Origin of the sequence: Pseudomonas sp. ATCC 43928, assembly GCF_005938665.2 — a bacterium.
GTDB lineage: Bacteria > Pseudomonadota > Gammaproteobacteria > Pseudomonadales > Pseudomonadaceae > Aquipseudomonas.
Window position 1 is genome coordinate 2,692,439 of sequence record NZ_CP041753.1, and the last position, 18,543, is coordinate 2,710,981.

Below are 18,543 nucleotides of genomic sequence, written 5' to 3' on the forward strand. Positions count from 1 at the left end.
CAGAACCGGGTAAGCAAGGCCATTCTGATAATTGGCGAACGCCATCGATCACGTTTGCCACCGATTAACAAACGGAGGTGTTCCATGCCGGTGACCCATGACCTTTATCAGGACTTGCGCTGTACGAAGGAAGAGCTCCAGCAAAAACGCACCAAGGATAAGTTACTGGATTCACTGCTCAACAAGTACACCCAGGCGGACGCAGAGGTGGTGAAGGCCGAGTCCGCACAATCGGATGCGCCTAGCGATGAGGTACTGAAGAAGCTCAAGGAGAAGCGTGTGCAGGTCAAGGACAAGATCGCTGAGCGACTTAAGACGCCGTCCTGAGGACGCTGTGCAGAATCACCGACGACCGGTGACTGAACAATTGGAACGGGGATCAATACGAGATCTGCGTTGATTCAAAATCAAAAGATCGTCCGAACGCGGTCCGAACCTTCGGGCGATCTTTTGGCTACACCCTCTATTTCAATGCTGCACTCAACGGCAACCGCGCCATGTGCCGGGCTTTCAGCGACCCCAGATACAACCAGTCCCCATATTCGCGCACGGTGGTGATGGGTGAGTAGTTGCCGCTGCTGGCGTCCTGCAGATTGGCAATCACTTTGCCGTCGAGGTCCAGTCCCAGGACGAAGGCACGTTTCTCCAGGGGCTTGGGCAGAATAGTCATCGCTCGCACGATCATTTTGCGTACCAGAGGGTAGGGCGCCGTGGTGTCGAGCAGTGCATTGCGCGGTGCATACAGCGCCACCCAGAAACGGTCGCGACCATTGAATGCCAGGTTGTCCGGCAGCCCCGGCAAATTGTCGATGAACAGGTCGTGAGTGCCGGCTTTCGGCCCGGTCAGCCAATAGCGGCTGATGCGATAGGCGCCAGTTTCATTGACCAGCACAAACGCGTCGTCAGGCCCCAGTGTCACGCCGTTGGCGAACTCCAGTTTGTCCAGCAGGACCGCCGTATTGCCGGTCTGGAAGTTATAGCGCAGCAAACGGCCGTCGCCACCGTGCTCGATGATCGCCTCGCCGTCCTTGCCGTAGCCCCAACGGCTGGAGGAGTCGCTGAAATAAGCGTAATGCCCGGGCTTGTCGATGGCCACGTCATTGGTAAAACCGAAGGGCAGGTTGTTGGCCGTGGTGGTCAATGGAATCAACCGGCCCTGAGCGTCGAGCGACAGCAAGCCTTTGACCCCGTCGGCGATCACCAACAAACCATTGGGGTGCCGCGCCAGGCCCAGCGGCCGGCCACCGGTATCAGCCAGCACCTGGGTGGTTTTGCCGTCGAGGCTGGTGCGAATCAATCGGCCGTCATGCAGGCCGGTGATAAGGGCGTCTTTCTCCAGCAGCAACGCCTCAGGGCCGTCGATGTCAGCAGCACCGACCCGCTTCACGCCTTTGAGTCGCTGGTTGTCGGCGTAGATGCCCTCGACGAGGGAGGGCGCCGTTGGCGGTGTCCAGGCTACCGGTTGAACCTTGGTCGGCAATAGAAACAGCAAGGCACTGATCACGATGATCAGCAGCAGCAACCAATGCCGAAACTTGAGGGGTCTTTTCATGCGCTGACTCCTGCCAGGGCCAGATGTTTTTGCGCCATCTCGCGTAACGCCAGCATCGACTCCGCCGATTCGCGCTCGATGCGCCGCTTGAGCACCAGACGATTGGCAATGCGCATTGCCAGGCCGCTGAAGCTGTATTCCAGAGTGCGGACAAACCGCGTGTCATCGCCCTCAACCTCACACTCGTAAGTCACCACCAACGACAGACCATGATCGCCCCGGGCCCGAGCCCTCCAGCGGCGTCCGGGCAGGTATTCGTCGACTTCCCAGCTCAAATGCCCCTCACGCCCGCCGGCCCGAATGTCTTCCTCGAATCGCTCCCCGGCATACAGCGGGCCGCTCTGGCCGTCGACCTTGAGGGAGGACGGATGCCACTGCGGCCAATGGGTCGCTGTGCTGGCGTAGGCGAGCACAGCCACTGGGTTTCCAGCGATGTCGATCACATGCTGCATACGGGTCATGGACGTGCTCGTCAGGTGCGGGGGCGCTTGCTCCGGTTCCCAGTAGAGGGTGCCGAACAGGTAGTCCATCAGGGGCAACACGATATTGAAATTGCGTTCCTGCATCAGCTCACGACGGTGATGCAGCTCATGCAGACGGCGCATCTGGCGGATCCACGGCAAACGCGTCACTGGGTTGCCGGGCGGTAGATGTTCGCAGGCATGGAACACCTCGTAGGTCAGGTAACCGAGCACCATGCAGCCGCCAAACAGCCCCGCGACGTTGCTATTGAACTGAGCCAGCAGCCACCAGCCAGGCGCCGTGATGACGAGGGTGTGCAACACGATCAGCCAGGCTGGAAACAGAATCACCCGCCAGTCCCGGGCGCTGTCGTAGGTCATGTGGCCGGGGGTGAAAAAGCTGTGATGGTCACCGGCGTGACGGGCGTAGAACATCCGCGCCAGGCTCTTTTTGTGGTGCCCCAGATGCCGATGCACGACGTACACGCCGAAGTTGAAAAACAACAGGGTCAGCGGCACCGCCAGCCATTCCAGCGGTTGCACCTGATGCACCGTGCTCCAGAACCCACCGATGACCAGCAACCCGAACAGCAACACAAAAGCGCCGTGCAACCAAGGGTTGTAGAGCGGATGAATATCGGCACGGTAGCGCGCGCGGAACGCTTCGGTGGTCTGCCTCACTGGGTTCACCTGTGGTTATTGTTATAACCAGCAGATTAGCCGATCCCTCCGCACAGGCAGGCCGAACCTTGAGGACACAAGCGCCATGCTCCGGTGCAAGACGCCCGTATGGTGTCAGGTCAGCGGGTTCCAGCGCTGGGACCAGTCGTCGTCCGTCTTGATCACTTCACGCAGCAAGTCGAACGCCCGTTGCAGGGTCGCCGAGTCGCGGTCCCGGGAGTAAACCAGATAGGTCGGGTAGCTGAACTCCGGAGCTTTGGGCACTTGTTCCAGCAAGCCGTTTTCCAGGTAACTCTGGACCACGCGGGTGCGGAAATAGCCGCTGCCGCCGTTTTCCAGGATGTATTGCAAGGCCAGCGGGCCGAGGTTGAAGCTCAGGGCTGCCTTGGCTTTTTCCGGCAGCGCCGCATCGTGCTGGCGACGGAAATCCGGACCCCAGTCGATATACACGTAAGGATCGGGCTTTCCGGCCAGGCGTACCAGGATCAGTTTTTCTTCCAGCACCTGCTCGACTTGCAGGCGTGGCCAGTATTCGGGCTGATAGACCAGCGCCGCATCCAACACCCCCAACTCCAGTTGGCGCAGCAGGTTTTCGCCATCGCGGATTTCCATGCGCAGGGCGTGGCTGGGAATCTTCTCGCGCAGTTCCCCGGCCCAACTGAGCATCAACGGGTTGCACAGGCTGACCTCGCCACCGATGTGCAGCACGTCGCGGTAGCCCTCGGGCAGCGGCAAGTCCCGGCGTGCGGCTTCCCAGGTCTGCACCAGTTGATTGGCGTAAACCACAAAGGCCTCGCCGTTCGGCGTCAGGCGCGCACCGGCGCGATTGCGCACGAACAGCGTGCTGCCCAGCTGACTTTCGAGCTTCTGCACCCGGGCAGTGATCGCGGTCTGGGTGACGTGCAGCTTTTCAGCCGCCGCGGCCAGGCTGCCGTGGCGGACAATTTCCAGAAAGGTGCGTGCGAGGTCGATGTCCATGGGCAGGCCGATGAGGGAGGTGCGGGCATTGTAAGAGCAGCCATGGTCTTCCGATACCGTCTGTGGCGAGGGAGCTTGCTCCCGCTGGGGCGCGAAGCGGCCCCAAGCTCCCTCGCCACAGAGTTCACTGTCCGGCCTGATCACCCGTGCCAAACAATCAGTCCGCCAACTCAACCGCCCTCACCACCGCCCAATCGGCCACCAACCGCTGCGGCGTGCCACACGCCTTGCGCTTAAGCACAAAATTACGGCACTTCTCGGCGAACTGTTTACGGTTTTGCACCATGTCCTGGTGCATTTCTTCCAGCTCGGCATTGCGGCAGTGCTGCATCAATTGAGTATCGAACCGGTTTTTACGCTCACGCACCGCCAGATATGCCGGATCACTCAACGCTCCATTGGCGCGCTGCAACAGCCACAGGCCAAACTCATCCGGGCAGCGCGGACCGATTTCCTGGACCATGCCTAGCTGCAAGGCCTGGACGGCGCTGATCGGCAGACAGTCTTCGGTGAGTTTTTCCGCCATCGCCGGGCCGACGGCGCGGGGCAGGCTGTAGGTCCAGTATTCGGAGCCGTACAGGCCCATGGTTTTGTAATGGGGGTTGAGCACGATGTCGGAGCGGGCGAAAACAATATCGGCAGCCAGCGCCAGCATCACGCCACCGGCCCCGGCATTGCCGGTCAGGCCGCTGACCACCAGTTGCCGGGCGCTGAGCAGTTCCTGGCAGACGTCGTCGATCGCCTGAATATTGGCCCAGGCTTCCAGCCCCGGAACCGCTGCGGCCTGGATCGCGTTGAGGTGCACGCCGTTGGAGAAACTGCCGCGTCCACCCTTGATCAGCAGCACTTGGGTGTCCCGGGACTTGGCCCAGCGCAGGGCCTCCACCAGTCGTTGGCACTGTTCGGTGCTCATGGCGCCGTTGTAAAACTCGAAGGTCAACTCGCCGACATGCCCCGACTCGCGATAGCGGATCGGTTGATAGCTTTCGTTGTTAAACGGCTGAGAGGCGATCGACCAATCAAGGGTCGGGACGTGCGCAAGCTGTTCGGCGAGTACATGTCGGGCCGGACGCTTGAAGGTTTCTTCGCCGGGCCGGGGTTTGCGTCGCAGCGAACCGATCCACAGGCTGTGATCACCGGTCGCGACCAGCACCGCATCGTCGTGCACCGCGAGAATCTCTCCCGGCGTGCCGCTGCGCGAGTCCAGATGAGCGTCATACAGGTAATACTGACCGCCGGCCAGGCTGGCCAATACGCCGGGCTGACCGTCGGCGGCGTCGATGCTGCGTTTGATGAAGTGTGCGCTGTCGTGCCAGCTGAAGATCCGGTCAGCTTGCTTCATGTTCGGCTGCAAGCGGCCAATCACATGGCGTTGGCTGTAGTCCAAAGGCACTGGCTCGAAACCGTCGATAAACTTTTCCACGACTTCGCGGATACAGGTGATTGCCGCGTCGCTGACGCGCCCGTTGTACAACTCGGATTTGCGCAGACCCTGGGGCAGGTTGAATTCACAAGTGGCCCAGACCGGCCCGGCGTCCATTTCCTCCACCGCTTGCAACGCGGTCACGCCCCAACGGCTGAGTTCACGGGTGATCGCCCAGTCCAGCGCACTGGCGCCACGGTCGCCGACGATACCCGGATGAATGATCACCACAGGACGCTGGAGATTGCTCCACAGTTGTTGTGGCACCCGATCCTTGAGGAACGGGCAGATCACCAGATCGGCGCCGGAATGCTCGATCTGCTCGCACACTGCCTCTTCATCGGTGAACAGCACCACGCTGGGCGAGTGGCCGGCCTGACGCAAGTCCAGCCAGGCCCGCTGGGTCAGGCCGTTGAACGCCGATGCCAGCAGAATGATTTTCAATGACCGCATGATTGACTCTTCCTTGAGAGTGATCGGCCGCAGGCTCCCGATGAGCCGTCCTTGGCCTTCGATGGAAGAGCGATAGTAGAGAGTGTGGGGGAGAGAACAACTGATCGAGATCAAGCTTGTGTGAGGGGGTGTTGCAGAGGCTTAAAATTAAAAGATCGTCCGAACGCGGCCCGAGCCTTCGGACGATTTTTTCGCTTTTTAAAACGCAAAACACGAACAGCCAAACGCCCCCCAGAACCCTTGGAAGTCACTGACCGGCGCCGACGACAATCGCGCTCGTTCATGGCTATGGGCATGCACCGCGCAAGCGCCCACACACTGGTGCACTTGCGCGGTCATTGGCGCCAGGGGTTTCCAGTGCCCCGGCACATTCACCACGGGCGACCACTCAGGCACCACCGGGATTGGCGGTGGCCCCAGTTTTTCGAACTCGACGCTACCGTGGACGATCTTGCCGTCGACAATGGTCAGCACCGACTCGATCCACTTTATGGCTTCGTCTTCGATGTGAAAGTAATCTGCCGACAGCGCAATCAGGTCCGCCAGTTGCCCGACTTTGATCTGACCTTTCTTGCCCTGTTCGGAGGAGAACCAGGCGCTGCCGTGGGTGAACAGTTCCAGCGCCGTATCGCGGCTCAAGCCTTGTGGGTACAGGGCTAATCCGCCGACGGTGCGGCCGCTGACCAGCCAGTACAGCGAGGTCCAGGGGTTGTAGCTGGAGACGCGCGTGGCATCGGTGCCGGCGCCCACTGGAACGCCCTCGGCGAGCATGCGTGCGATCGGTGGCGTGGCTTCGGCCGCCTTGGCGCCGTAACGGTCGACGAAGTATTCACCCTGGAACGCCATGCGGTCCTGGATGGCGATACCACCGCCCAGGGCCTTGACCCGTTCGATGTTACGGGGGGTGATGGTTTCGGCGTGATCGAAGAACCACGGCAAACCGTTGAATGGAATATCCCGGTTGACCTTCTCGAACACGTCGAGCATGCGGCTGATGGATTCGTTGTAGGTGGCGTGCAAACGGAAGGGCCAGCGCTGCTCCACCAGATGGCGCACCACCGGTTCCAGTTCCTGCTCCATAGTTTGCGGCAGGTCCGGGCGTGGTTCGAGGAAGTCTTCGAAATCCGCTGCCGAGAACACCAGCATCTCGCCGGCGCCGTTGTGCCGCAGGAAGTCATCGCCCTGGCCGTAATGGGAAGTGCTGGTCCAGTTCTTGAAATCGGTCAGTTCTTCCTTGGGTTTCTGGGTGAACAGGTTGTAGGCAATGCGCACCGTGAGCTGTTGATCTTTGGCCAGTTGCTGGATGACTTGATAGTCGTCCGGGTAATTCTGATAACCGCCGCCGGCATCGATGGCGCTGGTGATGCCCAGTCGATTGAGTTCGCGCATGAACTGGCGGGTCGAGTTGACCTGATACTCCAGCGGCAGCTTCGGCCCTTTGGCCAGGGTTGAGTAGAGGATCATCGCATTCGGGCGGGCGATCAGCATGCCGGTGGGGTCGCCATTGGCATCGCGCTGGATCTCGCCGCCCGGCGGGTTCGGCGTGTCACGGGTGTAGCCGACCACTTTCAGTGCGGCACGGTTGAGCAGGGCGCGGTCGTAGAGGTGCAGGACGAATACCGGAGTGTCCGGCGCGGCTTTGTTCAGATCTTCAAGGGTCGGCATGCGTTTTTCGGCAAACTGGAATTCATTCCAGCCACCGACCACCCGCACCCATTGCGGGGTAGGGGTGCGGTCGGCCTGATCCTTGAGCATGCGCAACGCATCAGCCAGGGACGGCACGCCTTCCCAGCGCAGTTCGAGGTTGTAATTGAGGCCGCCACGAATCAGGTGCAAGTGGGAGTCGTTGAGGCCGGGAATCACCGTGCGCCCATGCAGGTCAACGATTTGCGTGCCGGGGCCTTGCAGGGCCATGGCCTGGGCATCGCTGCCGACCACCACAAAGTGCCCGTCCTTGATCGCGACGGCGCTGGCCTGGGGTTTCTTGCGGTCGACGGTGTGCAGGCGTCCGTTGTACAGAATCAGGTCGGCGGGGGTGTCGGGCATGGTTTTACTCCCTGCGGTTAGCGGACTGATCCAGGCACCGATGGCGCCTGCCGAAAGACCTTGCAGTACACGGCGGCGACTGAAGTCATTGTGCTCGTCAGGTGGGCTCATGGCAGTGCTCTCCACACAGTTCTTCATAAAAGAAGCGAGGGCAAACAGCCGATGTCTGACGCATGCGGCCAGAAGGAATATAGACGGCATATCCACAGATAGCCGTTTTCCGAGGGTGAAAAACGACGAATCCCGCCACGAGGGGCGGGATTCGCATGCAGCCAGAGAGGCTCCCGAGAGCGGGAGCCGTCGTCTTAGCCTGGGAACAGCTCGGACAGTTTCATGGCCAGCATCATGTCGCCTTCAGCGCGCAGCTTGCCGCCCATGAACGCTTGCATGCCGTCGGTCGAACCGTCGACGATGCCTTCCAGGGTTTCGCCGTCCATCACCAGAGTCACCTGGGCGTCCGGGTTTTCGCCTTCTTGCAGCTCGCAGGTGCCGTCTTTGACGATCAACGAGAAGTTCTTGGTGTCGTCGATGCGGAAACCGAATACCAGGTCCAGACCGGCAGCAGCGGCTGGGTTGAACTTGGCTTTCATTGCTTGTACGGCATCAGCTACGGAGGTCATGGTTCGATCCTTTCTTGGGTAATAAGAGCTGGGTGGATACAGCCAGGGTCACAATAGTCCGGAATCAGCGAAACGTGATGAGTTCCGGGGCCTTCAGCAGTTGCAGGTGCGTATGACTGTTGAAGGAAGCCAGGGCCACCTCGCGACCACGAAACTTGAGCAGGTTGAGCGAGGTGTTGACGATTTGCCAGTTCAGCTCAAAGGCCTGCCGGGCAGGCATTTGCGTAATAAGGTGGAGCAGGGCAGTGATGGTGCCGCCGGAGGTGAACACGGCGATTTTCTGGGTGTTGTCGGCATTTTCGAGCAGCCGCTGCAGGCCAGCCTGCACACGATCGACGAAGCCCAGCCAGCTTTCCAGGCCCGGTGTGTCATAGGTACCGGCGAGCCAGCGCTCGATGATCAGGGCGAAGATACGCTGGAACTCGGCACGGTTTTGCGCGGCGTTGCGCAGGATCTCCAGCGCCTCGGGTTCGTCTTCCAGCATGGCGGGCAGCAGGGCGCGGATCACCGCGTCGGCGTCGAACTCGTTGAAGGCCGAATCGATTTCCAGGGGCGGCACCGGCAAGCCCACGGCAGCGTACTGTTCCAGAGCGCTGGTGGCCGTATGTTGCTGACGGCGCAGGTCACCCGACAGACAGCGATCGAAGCTGACACCGAGTTCGGCCAGGTGCCGGCCAAGGACTTCTGCCTGGCGAATACCGGTCGGCGACAGAACGTCATAGTCGTCTGCACCAAAGGAGGCCTGGCCATGTCGAATCAAATAGATGCTGCCCACGTCCGCGTCATCCCGGTACGTTGAAGGTTTGGCGAGGTTATGAGGATGACGGTGAGCTGTCAATGAAAAAACATACGCTTGTTTGAAATGCCCGTTACAGGCCTGTTGCTAGTGTCCTGTCTCACAAATACGTTTCTCTTTTGACGAGTGGCTGTTGTCGTCAGGCGAGGAGCGGCAACGCAGCATGACGGCAACGGACGCCGTAAAAAGGGAACAGTATTTGTGAGACAGGACACTCGAGGTTTCACGACTGGTCGCCGGGCCGGCTCATGGGTATGCTGAAGGTATCCCGCGCGTGTTCATGCCGCGCATCGTGTTGAAGGAGTCTCTGTGGAGTTTTTGTCCGAGTACGCCAGTTTCCTGGCTAAAACCGTGACACTGGTGATCGCCATTCTGGTGGTCCTGGCCAGTTTTGCGGCGTTGCGCAGCAAAGGTCGGCGCAAGTCGACCGGCCAACTGCAAGTCAGCAAACTCAATGATTTCTACAAAGGACTGCGCGAGCGGCTGGAGCAGACCTTGCTCGACAAGGACCAGCTCAAGGCTTTGCGCAAATCCCAGGCTAAAACCGAGAAAAAGCAAAAGAAGAAGCCCGAGGCCAAGCCGCGGGTGTTCGTGCTGGATTTCGACGGTGACATCAAGGCGTCGGCCACTGAAAGCCTGCGCCACGAAATCACCGCGCTGCTGACCCTCGCCACGCCAAAGGATGAAGTGGTGCTGCGCCTGGAAAGCGGCGGCGGCATGGTTCACAGCTATGGCCTGGCATCTTCGCAACTGGCGCGCATTCGCGAAGCCGGCGTGCCGTTGACCGTGTGCATCGACAAGGTCGCGGCCAGCGGCGGCTACATGATGGCGTGCATCGGCGAGAAAATTATCAGCGCACCGTTCGCGATTCTAGGCTCGATCGGCGTGGTGGCGCAGTTGCCCAACGTCAATCGCCTGCTGAAAAAGCATGACATCGACTTCGAAGTGCTCACGGCTGGTGAGTACAAGCGCACCCTGACAGTGTTTGGCGAAAACACCGAGAAGGGCCGGGAGAAATTCCAGGAAGAGCTGGACATCACCCATCAGCTGTTCAAGAACTTCGTTTCCCGCTATCGCCCGCAACTGGCTATCGACGAAGTGGCCACCGGTGAAATCTGGCTCGGTGTTTCGGCACTCGACAAGCAACTGGTGGACGAGCTCAAGACCAGCGACGAATACCTCGCTGAGCGCGCTAAACAGTCCGAGCTCTATCATTTGCATTACGCCGAACGTAAAACCCTGCAGGAGCGCATCGGCATGGCGGCCAGCGGTTCGATCGATCGCGTATTGCTGAGCTGGTGGAGCCGGTTGACCCAGCAACGCTTCTGGTAACCGTACCAGGCATCACCGTCAGTAAAAAAACCGTGGATTGCCCACGGTTTTTTTTTGACCTTCAGAAAGTGTCCACTCACCCTCAAGAAATAACGAATTTTCCTAATGCCTTTGTCGATCGGTCGCGCTTTCGTGTGGAGTCAGGTGGGGTAGGGTGACTGGCCTGAATTGACTGCAATGGATTGCACCATGAATGAGCTCCTTCACCACGTTGCCGCACCTCATCCACCCCCATCGTTGCGAATGCGCGACGAACTGAAAGCTGCACTGGACATCGCTCTCCCCCAAACCCCCGGCCAGTTGGGCGCACACCTGATCAAGGAAAAATGGGGGCAGGACATCGACCCGCAGACGACCTTGATGGTCACCCTCGATTACCACTACAAGGGCCACCCTGAAGAGAACGGTTTCCAGCAGGGCCAGGTGGCGAACTCGCGGTCGCTGTTGCAAGCGCTGCTTTCAAATTACCAGACGGTTGGGGACGGCCGTTTTGCTGAAACCGCCTTTGGTCTGTACACACCGCCGGACGTCGGCCCGAGGGTGCGGATTGTCGAGCATGTCGATGAGTTCGCTGATTACGGCAGCGGCAATCACGACACCTATGAAGGCATCTATCGGCAAACGACGCCGCAGACTTACGGTCCCGCCTCACAACTGAAGCTGAGGCCGGCCGATTTCAAGAAATGGGTCTGGGAGCTGGACTTCAAGCACGTGTACGAGACCTATCTTGAAAAGGTCTGGCCCGCTGACGAGGTGCTCGCTGCGTCCGGCCCGTACGCCTTGAGGACATCGGTCAAGGCAGCGTTTGTGATGACGGCCTGGTTGCAGTTCAAGGAGCGCTGCCTGTCGCAAAAAGGACTTGAGCTCGCGATGGAGGCGGCTGGCTTGCCGCCCGGTCAGGCATGGGAAACGCTGACCATCGAACAACTGCAAGCGGCGACGCGCCCCCCTTTGTCCGTCAGGGCCGGCCGTTTGAAGCTATACCGTTACACCGCAACAGATATCTGGGCGTTCCGTGACACTGCCAGTACCCGAGTGCTGCTGTACATCCCTGGCAACTCTTCTCCGCTGCACGAATTCACCGATGCCACTCAACTGCACCAATGGGTCGTCGCGCAGGGCAAGCTCAGCGAGACAAAACAGGCATTGGCCGCCCATTTTGCCGAAGATGATCGAGAGGACGGTACGTTTCATGCGGGGGTGCTGACGGCATTGGACGGCATGGCGCAGTACCCCGCGATGCATCGGCTGACCAACAATGCCGGTTTTTTCAATAACGACGGCTATTGGGACCCCGCCGATTACATTGGCTACGACAATCCGCCATCGGCGACCGATCCGTTTGCGCAACTGGTGCTGACGATGAAGCAGGCCGCCCACGCCAGTATCGAAAGCATTCGTACCGATGCACAGGTCAATCGTGACAATTTAAGTGCGGTGGTCGAACCGGTGGTGCAATGGATCAACCGGTTCGGGCCATTGGCGTTGTTCGTCCCGGGAGGCGAAGGCATATTGGCGCTGGCCGGGCTTATTGACGCCGGTTACGGTCTTGATCAGGCAGTAAACGGTGAAACACCACGTGAACGGTCGGAGGGCGTGTCGCGCACCGTGTTCGGTTTGCTTAATGCGCTGCCGATCGGCGCACAGGCGGTGCTGAAGGATGAAGCGGCCGTCGAGTCAGTACGTCCGTCTTCGCAAATCACCGTTGCCCCGACGCCCGAGCCACCGGTTTCCGTGCTGTCCTCCCGCGTGGAGCTGATCCGCGGAATCGGCCCGACTGTGGCGTCTTTCAGCGATGAAGTCCTGGCACAGATCGGCAAGGTCAGTGTGATTGACGATGACATGCTGCGACTGATGCAAACGGGGCGTCCACCTACGCCTTTACTGACGGATACGATCAGTCGCTTCAAGATCGATCAGGATCTGGGGGCGGCCGGCACGCCTGAGCAATTCAACAGGCGTTACGCCGCACTTCAACAGTCGGAACATGAATGGGTGCGGCTGTTTCAGCAGCAATACCCGGCGCTGCCCAAAGGTGCCATCGAACAAATGCTCGACCGCTATGGCGTGGATATCCAGCAAGCCCCCGATGTGACCGAGGTCAGGCAAGTGTTCACGCGTCTGGACAGCAAGGCGCGGCAGTACCAGCAGCATGTGCGGCTCAATCGCGCTTATGAAGGTCTTTATCTGCATTCGGTGGCGAGCCCGGACTCGGACATCCTGGCCTTGCACTCGCTGCAAAACCTGCCGGGCTGGCCGCGGAACCTGCGGATCGATGTCCTTGATCAATCCGTCGCGGGGCGAGTGCTGGACCGCATCGGCGCGCAGGATGCCACGGAGGTCCGGCGCTTGGTCAGAGTCGGACAGCACTATCTGCATCAGGCCTCGCCAACAGACTTTTATACGGCGCTTCTCGGTGTGTTGACGGACGACGACCGTTCAGCGCTGCTCCTGACGTCGCCTGGTTCAGTCGACGAACTACGACTCGCCATCAGCGACCAGGCGTTGCCCCGATCACAGGTGATACTCGGGCTGCGAAGAATGGACGGTGGGTTGCCGTTCGATGCCCACGGGCTCAGCGGCGGCGGTTTTCCGGGAACGCCCCAGGCCGAGGCGCTGACGCACCAGATGATGAGGCTGCAACTCAAAGAGGTCTATCCAGACTTCACCGATGCCCAGGCAGATGCGGTTCTTCAACGCGAAGGTGTAAACGCGCAGGCGCACATTGAGTGGTTGAAGCAACAGCTGCAGCAACTCGACATCGACCTGACCGCCTGGGTAGATCAGGTGGCGGATGACATTCATGACATGGCTATCGATTTCCTGGCCCCGAATGATCCCGAAGCAGCGGGATTGAGCGCTGCACAAATCGAGGCCTATAACGTTCAGTTGGTGCAGACCGAAATGCAACAGGAGCGAGCGATTCGAAATGAGTTGGCCGAGGAGCTGGTCTCCATCTGGCAACGACGCAGGGCGCTGCAGGATCCGTTATTGCCTGCTGATCAGATACGCGGCGTCAGGCTGGATCTCGACTTCGAGAATTATCACCGGTTACCCACGTTGAATGTCCGGTTCAATAATATTCTCGAGTTATCGATGCGCGGCTTTCACCTGACTGAAGAAGAAAGTCTGAACGGATTTCTCGAGTGTTTTCCAAATCTTGAAGTGCTGAACCTGGAAAATGTCGACCTGAGTCACTTCAACCATGGCGGCCTTGCGGAGTGTGCACTGCCTCCTTCGATCAACCAGATGGCGCGTCTCTCTTCGCTGAATCTGAGGTCGACGAATCTGACGTTCAATGAGCGCGCCGCCTCTCAATTGACCGGGTTGACACACTTGCAGACGCTGGACCTGAGCAACAACCCGCTGGGCGTCCCGCCTTTGGTGCTCGGAATGAACGACTTGCGCTGGCTGAACCTGAGCAACACCGGGATCACTGGTTGCCCAGTCGGAATCATGGAGCAGCCCTATCTGACGTCATTGGACCTGCGTAATAACCAGATAACCCGAGTGCCGCCAGCAGTACTGAACCAGGCTATCTCGAGGGACCGTGTGCTGCTGCAGGGCAATCCATTGACGGATGAGGACACCTTGTTGCGCATTGTCGATCATCGGCGGCGAACGGGTATCAACCTGTGGTTAAGTGATCCCGGGGTTAATTACGGGAATGTCATCGAGTGGTTGCGCGAGGGCGATGGGGAGTTGCAAGCGACGCGACGATTGATCTGGCAGAGGCTGGCAGCCAGGCCCCTTGGCGCCCGGTTCTTGAGGGTAATGGATGGACTGAGCCTGACGGCGGACTTCCGGGTCGATTATCTGCCGCTTCAGGCGAGGGTGTGGCGACTGCTCGGTGAAGCCGATGCTTCGCAAGCGCTTTGGGAAAGACTGGTCCAGGATATTGAATCGGCCGAGGTCGATCCTGAAAACCCGTTTGCGCTGTTCACGGCACTTGAGGACCGTGCCCGGTTTTATCGGAACTGGGAGGCCATGGGGCGACCGTTTCCGATAGGCACGCAGTAAGGGAAAAACCTTGAACCCCGCAAGGGGTTCAAGGTGTGACGATCAACGGCGACGGAACAGCGGCAGCGGTTCGTCGGTGGCGGCCTGATAGGTCACCGAGAAGTCCTTGAGGCCTTCAAGGGCTTCGTAGGGGTCTTTATCGGCGCGAATGGCAAACGCATCGAAACCGCAGCGGTGCATGTAGAACAGCTGGTCGCGCAACACATCGCCAATTGCCCGCAATTCGCCTTTGAAACCATAGCGGTCACGCAGCAGACGGGCGTTGGAGTAATTGCGACCATCGGTGAAGGCCGGGAAGTTCAGGGCGATGACCTGGAAGTTCGCCACGTCATCACCGATTTCCTCAGCTTCTTCATCGGCATCCAGCCATACACCCAGGCCGCCATCGCGGGCCATGAGCATGCGGCTGTGTTCGCGCCACATGTGCAACGGGACGATCAGGTCGTCGCAGTTGCTGATTTCATCGATGTTGAAATCTTTCGGCAGCAAGTGCCAGGTTTCGTCGACGACTTCGTTGTTCTTAATTATTCGCTGCATAGACGCGCTCCTTGAAGAGGTCGATGCCGATACGCTGATAAGTGTCGATGAAGCGCTCGTCTTCGGTACGTTGTTCGATGTACACGTTGATCAGCTTCTCGATCACATCAGGCATGGCTTCCTGGGCGAAGGACGGGCCGAGGATCTTGCCCAGGCTCGCATCGCGGCTGGCGCTGCCACCCAGGGACACCTGATAGAACTCTTCGCCTTTCTTGTCCACTCCGAGAATACCGATGTGGCCGACGTGGTGGTGACCACAGGCGTTCATGCAGCCGGAGATGTTCAGGTCCAGCTCGCCAATGTCGAACAGGTAGTCCAGGTCGTCGAAACGGCGCTGGATCGATTCGGCGATCGGGATCGACTTGGCGTTGGCCAGGGAACAGAAGTCGCCGCCAGGGCAGCAGATGATGTCGGTCAGCAAGCCGATGTTCGGCGTGGCGAAACCTTGCTCGCGCAACTCGCCCCACATGGCGAACAACTGGCTCTGCTCGACATCGGCCAGAATGATGTTCTGCTCGTGGGAGGTGCGCAGCTGACCGAAGCTGTAACGGTCGGCGAGGTCGGCAACGGCATCGAGCTGCTTGTCGGTGATGTCGCCCGGTGCAACGCCGGTCGGTTTCAGGGACAGCGTCACGGCGACGTAACCCGGCTTTTTGTGGGCCAGGGTGTTGCGGGCACGCCAGCGGGCGAAACCCGGGTGTTGCTTGTCGAGGTCGGCCAGTTCGGCCGTCTGGTTTTCCAGAGCCTTGTAGTCCGGATCGACAAAGTGCTTGGCCACGCGATGCACTTCGGCCTCGGTCAGCGTGGTCTGGCCACCGCGAAGGTGTTCCATTTCCGCATCGACTTTCTGCGCGAACACTTCAGGCGTCAGGGCCTTGACCAGAATCTTGATCCGCGCCTTGTACTTGTTGTCGCGACGGCCGTAGCGGTTGTAGACCCGCAGAATGGCGTCGAGGTAGCTCAACAGGTCCTGCCACGGCAGGAATTCGTTGATGAACGCGCCCACCACCGGAGTACGGCCCAGGCCGCCACCGACCAGCACACGGAAGCCCAGTTCGCCCGCGGCGTTGTGCACCGGCTCGAGGCCGATGTCATGGACTTCGATGGCCGCACGGTCGGACGTCGAACCGTTGATGGCAATTTTGAATTTACGCGGCAGGTAAGCGAATTCCGGGTGGAACGTGGTCCACTGACGGACGATTTCGCACCATGGCCGCGGGTCGATCAACTCGTCGGCGGCGACACCGGCGAACTGGTCGGTGGTGACGTTGCGCAGGCAGTTGCCGCTGGTCTGGATCGCGTGCATCTGCACGGTCGCCAGCTCAGCCAGGATGTCCGGGATGTCTTCCACGGCCGGCCAGTTGAACTGCACGTTCTGCCGGGTACTGATGTGGGCGTAGCCCTTGTCATAGTCGCGGGCAATCTTGGCCATCATTCGCGTCTGGCGCGAAGTGAGTTGGCCGTAAGGCACCGCCACCCGCAGCATCGGGGCAAAGCGCTGGATATAAAGGCCATTTTGCAGGCGCAGGGGGCGGAATTCTTCTTCGCTCAGCTCGCCTGCCAGATAGCGTCGGGTCTGATCACGGAACTGCTTGACGCGGTCCTCGATGATCCGCTGATCGTACTCGTCGTATACGTACATATAAGTCCTGTTCTCAGGCTTGGGCCGGTCGGATACAGCTGCGTTTTCGCAAGCTTTCATCCGATTCTGCCTCGGCAATTCTGCGCGCACGGCCGCGCACTCCCAACGGAGCCGACGCAAGATACCAGTTTGCAGTTATGCGCAAAAGTGATGTTTGAGTATATGCAAAGAACCAAAACGACTAATGAAAGTCGTTGTGATAAAACCCTCATTTGTCGTGCGGGCAATCATCGTCTTAACTGTGCTCGAGTCTTTATGCAATCACCGATAAAACCGACAAGAGGCGATGCAATGAGCAACCCAACCAAAGCAAGGAAAAGCGATAGCACGGTCGATGCCTGGGCGATTCTGTTCCTGATCATCCTGGTCGTGGGTACGGCGGTATTCTGGGTCAGCCATCAATAAACAACCCCGTCCGGGCCCGGCGCCGACGATTGTCGGACAAAAAGCCGGAATATGCGCCGTTTCCAGGGACTTCGCTGGCTATAATGCGCGGCGGATTTTCGGGGGCTCGGACGATCAATGTTGAAGTTCTTCTATGGTGTAGTGCTGGCGCTTGGCGCGGTCCTGGGGCCGTGTGCCCAGGCGGCGTCCGTATTGTTTCTCAATCCCGGGACCAGCCAAGAGACGTTCTGGGTCAGTTACTCGCAGTTCATGCAGACCGCGGCCAAGAACCTGGGCATGGATTTGCAAATCCAGTATGCCGAGCGAAACGCCGAGACCACACTCAAACAGGCCCGCGAAGCGCTGCAAGGGCCGAGTCGGCCGGACTATCTGGTGTTCTCCAACGAACTGTATGTCGCCCCCGAAATCCTGCGCCTGGCTCAAGGCAGCGGTGTGAAGCTGTTTTTGGTCAACAACGGCCTGACCGCCGACCAGATGCGTCTGCTCGGCGCCCAGCCGGACAAGTATCCCGACTGGTTGGGTAGCCTGGTGCCCAACAATGAGGAGGGCGGCTACCTGATGCTCAAGGAACTGATTCGCCTGCATGGCCCGGTAGCACCCGGTGAGGTCATTGAACTGGTGGCCTTTTCCGGCCTGAAAATCACGCCGGCCGCGCAAGAGCGTGAGCAGGGCATGATGCGGGCATTGGCCGAACACCCCGAAGTGCGGTTGCGCCAGTTGGTGTACGGCGGCTGGACCCGCGAGCGCGCCTATGAACAGGCCAGGTTATTGTTCAAGCGTTACCCGCAAACATCGCTGGTCTGGTCGGCCAACGATGAAATGGCGTTCGGTGCCATGCAGGCATACGCCGAAACGGGAGGCCAGCCGGGCAAGGGTGTGCTGTTCAGTGCCATCAACAATTCACCGGCCGCGTTGCAGGCGCTGTTGGAAGGGCGGCTAAGCGTGTTGTTGGGCGGGCACTTCACTCTGGGCGGCTGGGCTCTTGTGCAGTTGCATGACTACGATCAGGGGGTGGATGTCAGCCAGTACGGCGGGCGCGACCGACAGATCCCCTTATTGCAGTTGATCGACCACGCGCAAGCCCGGCGACTGCTGGGCTTGAGTACCACTCAGGATTACGACGTGGATTTTCAAAAGCTCTCGGCCAAGGGGCGGCCGACGTCGTACCGCTACCCGTTCAACCTGCAAACCTTGATGCATTGAGCCGGCTCAGATCCCGGCCAGGTGCAACACCAGTTTGACGATGCCGAACAGCGTCAGGGCGAACACCACCGTGAACAGAATCCCCAGAATCACAAAATGACTGGGCTTGCCATGGGTGAAGTCCCGGGCCCGGTTTTTCCCGCTTTGCACCCCGAACGCCGCTGCCATGACGCTGTGCAGCATCTGCCAGAAGGTCGGCGGTTTGTTGTGGTTATTGTTGTCGACTGGATCGTCCATAAATCCCCCGTCACGAATGTGTATGAGGCAAGCATAGACAACAGACTCGAACTCTGTGGGAGCCGTTGTGGCGAGGGAGCTTGCTCCCGTTGGGTCGCGAAGCGGCCCCAAAAAATGGGACTGCTACGCAGTCCAACGGGAGCAAGCTCCCTCGCCA

Annotated in this window: 14 protein-coding genes; 4 read left to right on the forward strand and 10 right to left on the reverse strand. The window is 59.6% G+C overall.

From position 1 onward, the window contains the following. Positions 1 to 84 precede the first annotated feature (84 nt). A complete protein-coding gene (locus FFH90_RS12505) occupies positions 85 to 327 on the forward strand; it encodes a DUF465 domain-containing protein (protein WP_138867264.1) in 243 nt (80 codons plus the stop codon). Positions 328 to 463: 136 nt separating this feature from the next. On the opposite strand, the gene FFH90_RS12510 is transcribed toward FFH90_RS12505, so the two are convergent. The 7 genes from FFH90_RS12510 to FFH90_RS12540 all read right to left on the reverse strand — a co-directional run bounded on the left by FFH90_RS12510 (position 464) and on the right by FFH90_RS12540 (position 8,989). After that, positions 464 to 1,552, reverse strand: a complete 1,089-nt coding sequence (locus tag FFH90_RS12510) for an SMP-30/gluconolactonase/LRE family protein (protein ID WP_018927631.1) — start codon at positions 1,550 to 1,552, stop codon at positions 464 to 466. Next, positions 1,549 to 2,694: an SRPBCC family protein gene (locus tag FFH90_RS12515; protein WP_138867265.1), complete on the reverse strand. Its 1,146-nt coding sequence runs from the start codon at positions 2,692 to 2,694 to the stop codon at positions 1,549 to 1,551. The genes FFH90_RS12510 and FFH90_RS12515 overlap by 4 nt, the downstream gene beginning before the upstream one ends. Before the next feature lie 114 nt (positions 2,695 to 2,808). Further along, entirely contained in the window at positions 2,809 to 3,672 is an 864-nt protein-coding gene (locus FFH90_RS12520) for a LysR family transcriptional regulator (RefSeq protein WP_007941771.1), read from the reverse strand. 157 nt (positions 3,673 to 3,829) lie between these two features. Continuing rightward, complete coding sequence (locus tag FFH90_RS12525; protein ID WP_138867266.1) at positions 3,830 to 5,548, reverse strand: hydrogenase maturation protein; 1,719 nt, start codon at positions 5,546 to 5,548, stop codon at positions 3,830 to 3,832. A 198-nt stretch (positions 5,549 to 5,746) separates the two neighbouring features. Continuing rightward, positions 5,747 to 7,594, reverse strand: coding sequence for an amidohydrolase (locus tag FFH90_RS12530; RefSeq protein ID WP_064621239.1), 1,848 nt, complete (start codon positions 7,592 to 7,594; stop codon positions 5,747 to 5,749). Positions 7,595 to 7,899: 305 nt separating this feature from the next. Next, positions 7,900 to 8,214 carry an SCP2 sterol-binding domain-containing protein gene (locus tag FFH90_RS12535; protein ID WP_007941766.1) on the reverse strand — a complete coding sequence of 105 codons (315 nt, stop codon included), beginning with the start codon at positions 8,212 to 8,214 and terminating at the stop codon, positions 7,900 to 7,902. A 64-nt stretch (positions 8,215 to 8,278) separates the two neighbouring features. Then, on the reverse strand, positions 8,279 to 8,989 hold the full coding sequence (locus FFH90_RS12540; protein ID WP_138867267.1) for a histidine phosphatase family protein: 711 nt from the start codon (positions 8,987 to 8,989) through the stop codon (positions 8,279 to 8,281). A gap of 330 nt (positions 8,990 to 9,319) precedes the next feature. Here FFH90_RS12540 and sohB point away from each other — a divergent pair, with 330 nt between their 5' ends. Together sohB and FFH90_RS12550 are read left to right on the forward strand one after the other, a co-directional pair. Beyond that, positions 9,320 to 10,342, forward strand: a complete 1,023-nt coding sequence (gene sohB / locus FFH90_RS12545) for a protease SohB (RefSeq protein ID WP_018927637.1) — start codon at positions 9,320 to 9,322, stop codon at positions 10,340 to 10,342. Between the two features lie 189 nt (positions 10,343 to 10,531). Next, positions 10,532 to 14,362, forward strand: coding sequence for a dermonecrotic toxin domain-containing protein (locus tag FFH90_RS12550; protein ID WP_138867268.1), 3,831 nt, complete (start codon positions 10,532 to 10,534; stop codon positions 14,360 to 14,362). 42 nt (positions 14,363 to 14,404) lie between these two features. Here the strand turns inward: FFH90_RS12550 and FFH90_RS12555 are convergent, their stop codons facing one another. Together FFH90_RS12555 and FFH90_RS12560 are read right to left on the reverse strand one after the other, a co-directional pair. Further along, positions 14,405 to 14,899 (reverse strand): DUF934 domain-containing protein, encoded by a 495-nt coding sequence (locus FFH90_RS12555; RefSeq protein ID WP_018927639.1) that lies wholly within the window; start codon positions 14,897 to 14,899, stop codon positions 14,405 to 14,407. Then, a complete protein-coding gene (locus FFH90_RS12560) occupies positions 14,883 to 16,541 on the reverse strand; it encodes a nitrite/sulfite reductase (RefSeq protein ID WP_138867269.1) in 1,659 nt (552 codons plus the stop codon). The genes FFH90_RS12555 and FFH90_RS12560 overlap by 17 nt, the downstream gene beginning before the upstream one ends. Before the next feature lie 522 nt (positions 16,542 to 17,063). Between FFH90_RS12560 and FFH90_RS12565 the strand changes: the two genes are divergently transcribed. Continuing rightward, the gene (locus FFH90_RS12565) at positions 17,064 to 18,149 is read left to right on the forward strand and encodes an ABC transporter substrate-binding protein (protein ID WP_018927641.1); all 1,086 of its coding nucleotides are present in this window, start codon (positions 17,064 to 17,066) and stop codon (positions 18,147 to 18,149) included. A 6-nt stretch (positions 18,150 to 18,155) separates the two neighbouring features. Here the strand turns inward: FFH90_RS12565 and FFH90_RS12570 are convergent, their stop codons facing one another. Further along, entirely contained in the window at positions 18,156 to 18,386 is a 231-nt protein-coding gene (locus tag FFH90_RS12570) for a DUF2970 domain-containing protein (RefSeq protein WP_018927642.1), read from the reverse strand. Between the last annotated feature and the right edge of the window lie 157 nt (positions 18,387 to 18,543).

What these genes read in the sequence shown, in the direction of transcription:
- FFH90_RS12530 (WP_064621239.1), bottom strand. Translation starts at nt 7,594, where the DNA reads ATGCCCGACACCCCCGCCGACCTGATTCTGTACAACGGACGCCTGCAC.
- FFH90_RS12555 (WP_018927639.1), bottom strand. Translation starts at nt 14,899, where the DNA reads ATGCAGCGAATAATTAAGAACAACGAAGTCGTCGACGAAACCTGGCAC.
- FFH90_RS12565 (WP_018927641.1), top strand. Translation starts at nt 17,064, where the DNA reads ATGTTGAAGTTCTTCTATGGTGTAGTGCTGGCGCTTGGCGCGGTCCTG.
- FFH90_RS12520 (WP_007941771.1), bottom strand. Translation starts at nt 3,672, where the DNA reads ATGGACATCGACCTCGCACGCACCTTTCTGGAAATTGTCCGCCACGGC.
- FFH90_RS12505 (WP_138867264.1), top strand. Translation starts at nt 85, where the DNA reads ATGCCGGTGACCCATGACCTTTATCAGGACTTGCGCTGTACGAAGGAA.
- FFH90_RS12560 (WP_138867269.1), bottom strand. Translation starts at nt 16,541, where the DNA reads ATGTACGTATACGACGAGTACGATCAGCGGATCATCGAGGACCGCGTC.
- FFH90_RS12550 (WP_138867268.1), top strand. Translation starts at nt 10,532, where the DNA reads ATGAATGAGCTCCTTCACCACGTTGCCGCACCTCATCCACCCCCATCG.
- FFH90_RS12525 (WP_138867266.1), bottom strand. Translation starts at nt 5,548, where the DNA reads ATGCGGTCATTGAAAATCATTCTGCTGGCATCGGCGTTCAACGGCCTG.
- FFH90_RS12510 (WP_018927631.1), bottom strand. Translation starts at nt 1,552, where the DNA reads ATGAAAAGACCCCTCAAGTTTCGGCATTGGTTGCTGCTGCTGATCATC.
- FFH90_RS12570 (WP_018927642.1), bottom strand. Translation starts at nt 18,386, where the DNA reads ATGGACGATCCAGTCGACAACAATAACCACAACAAACCGCCGACCTTC.
- FFH90_RS12535 (WP_007941766.1), bottom strand. Translation starts at nt 8,214, where the DNA reads ATGACCTCCGTAGCTGATGCCGTACAAGCAATGAAAGCCAAGTTCAAC.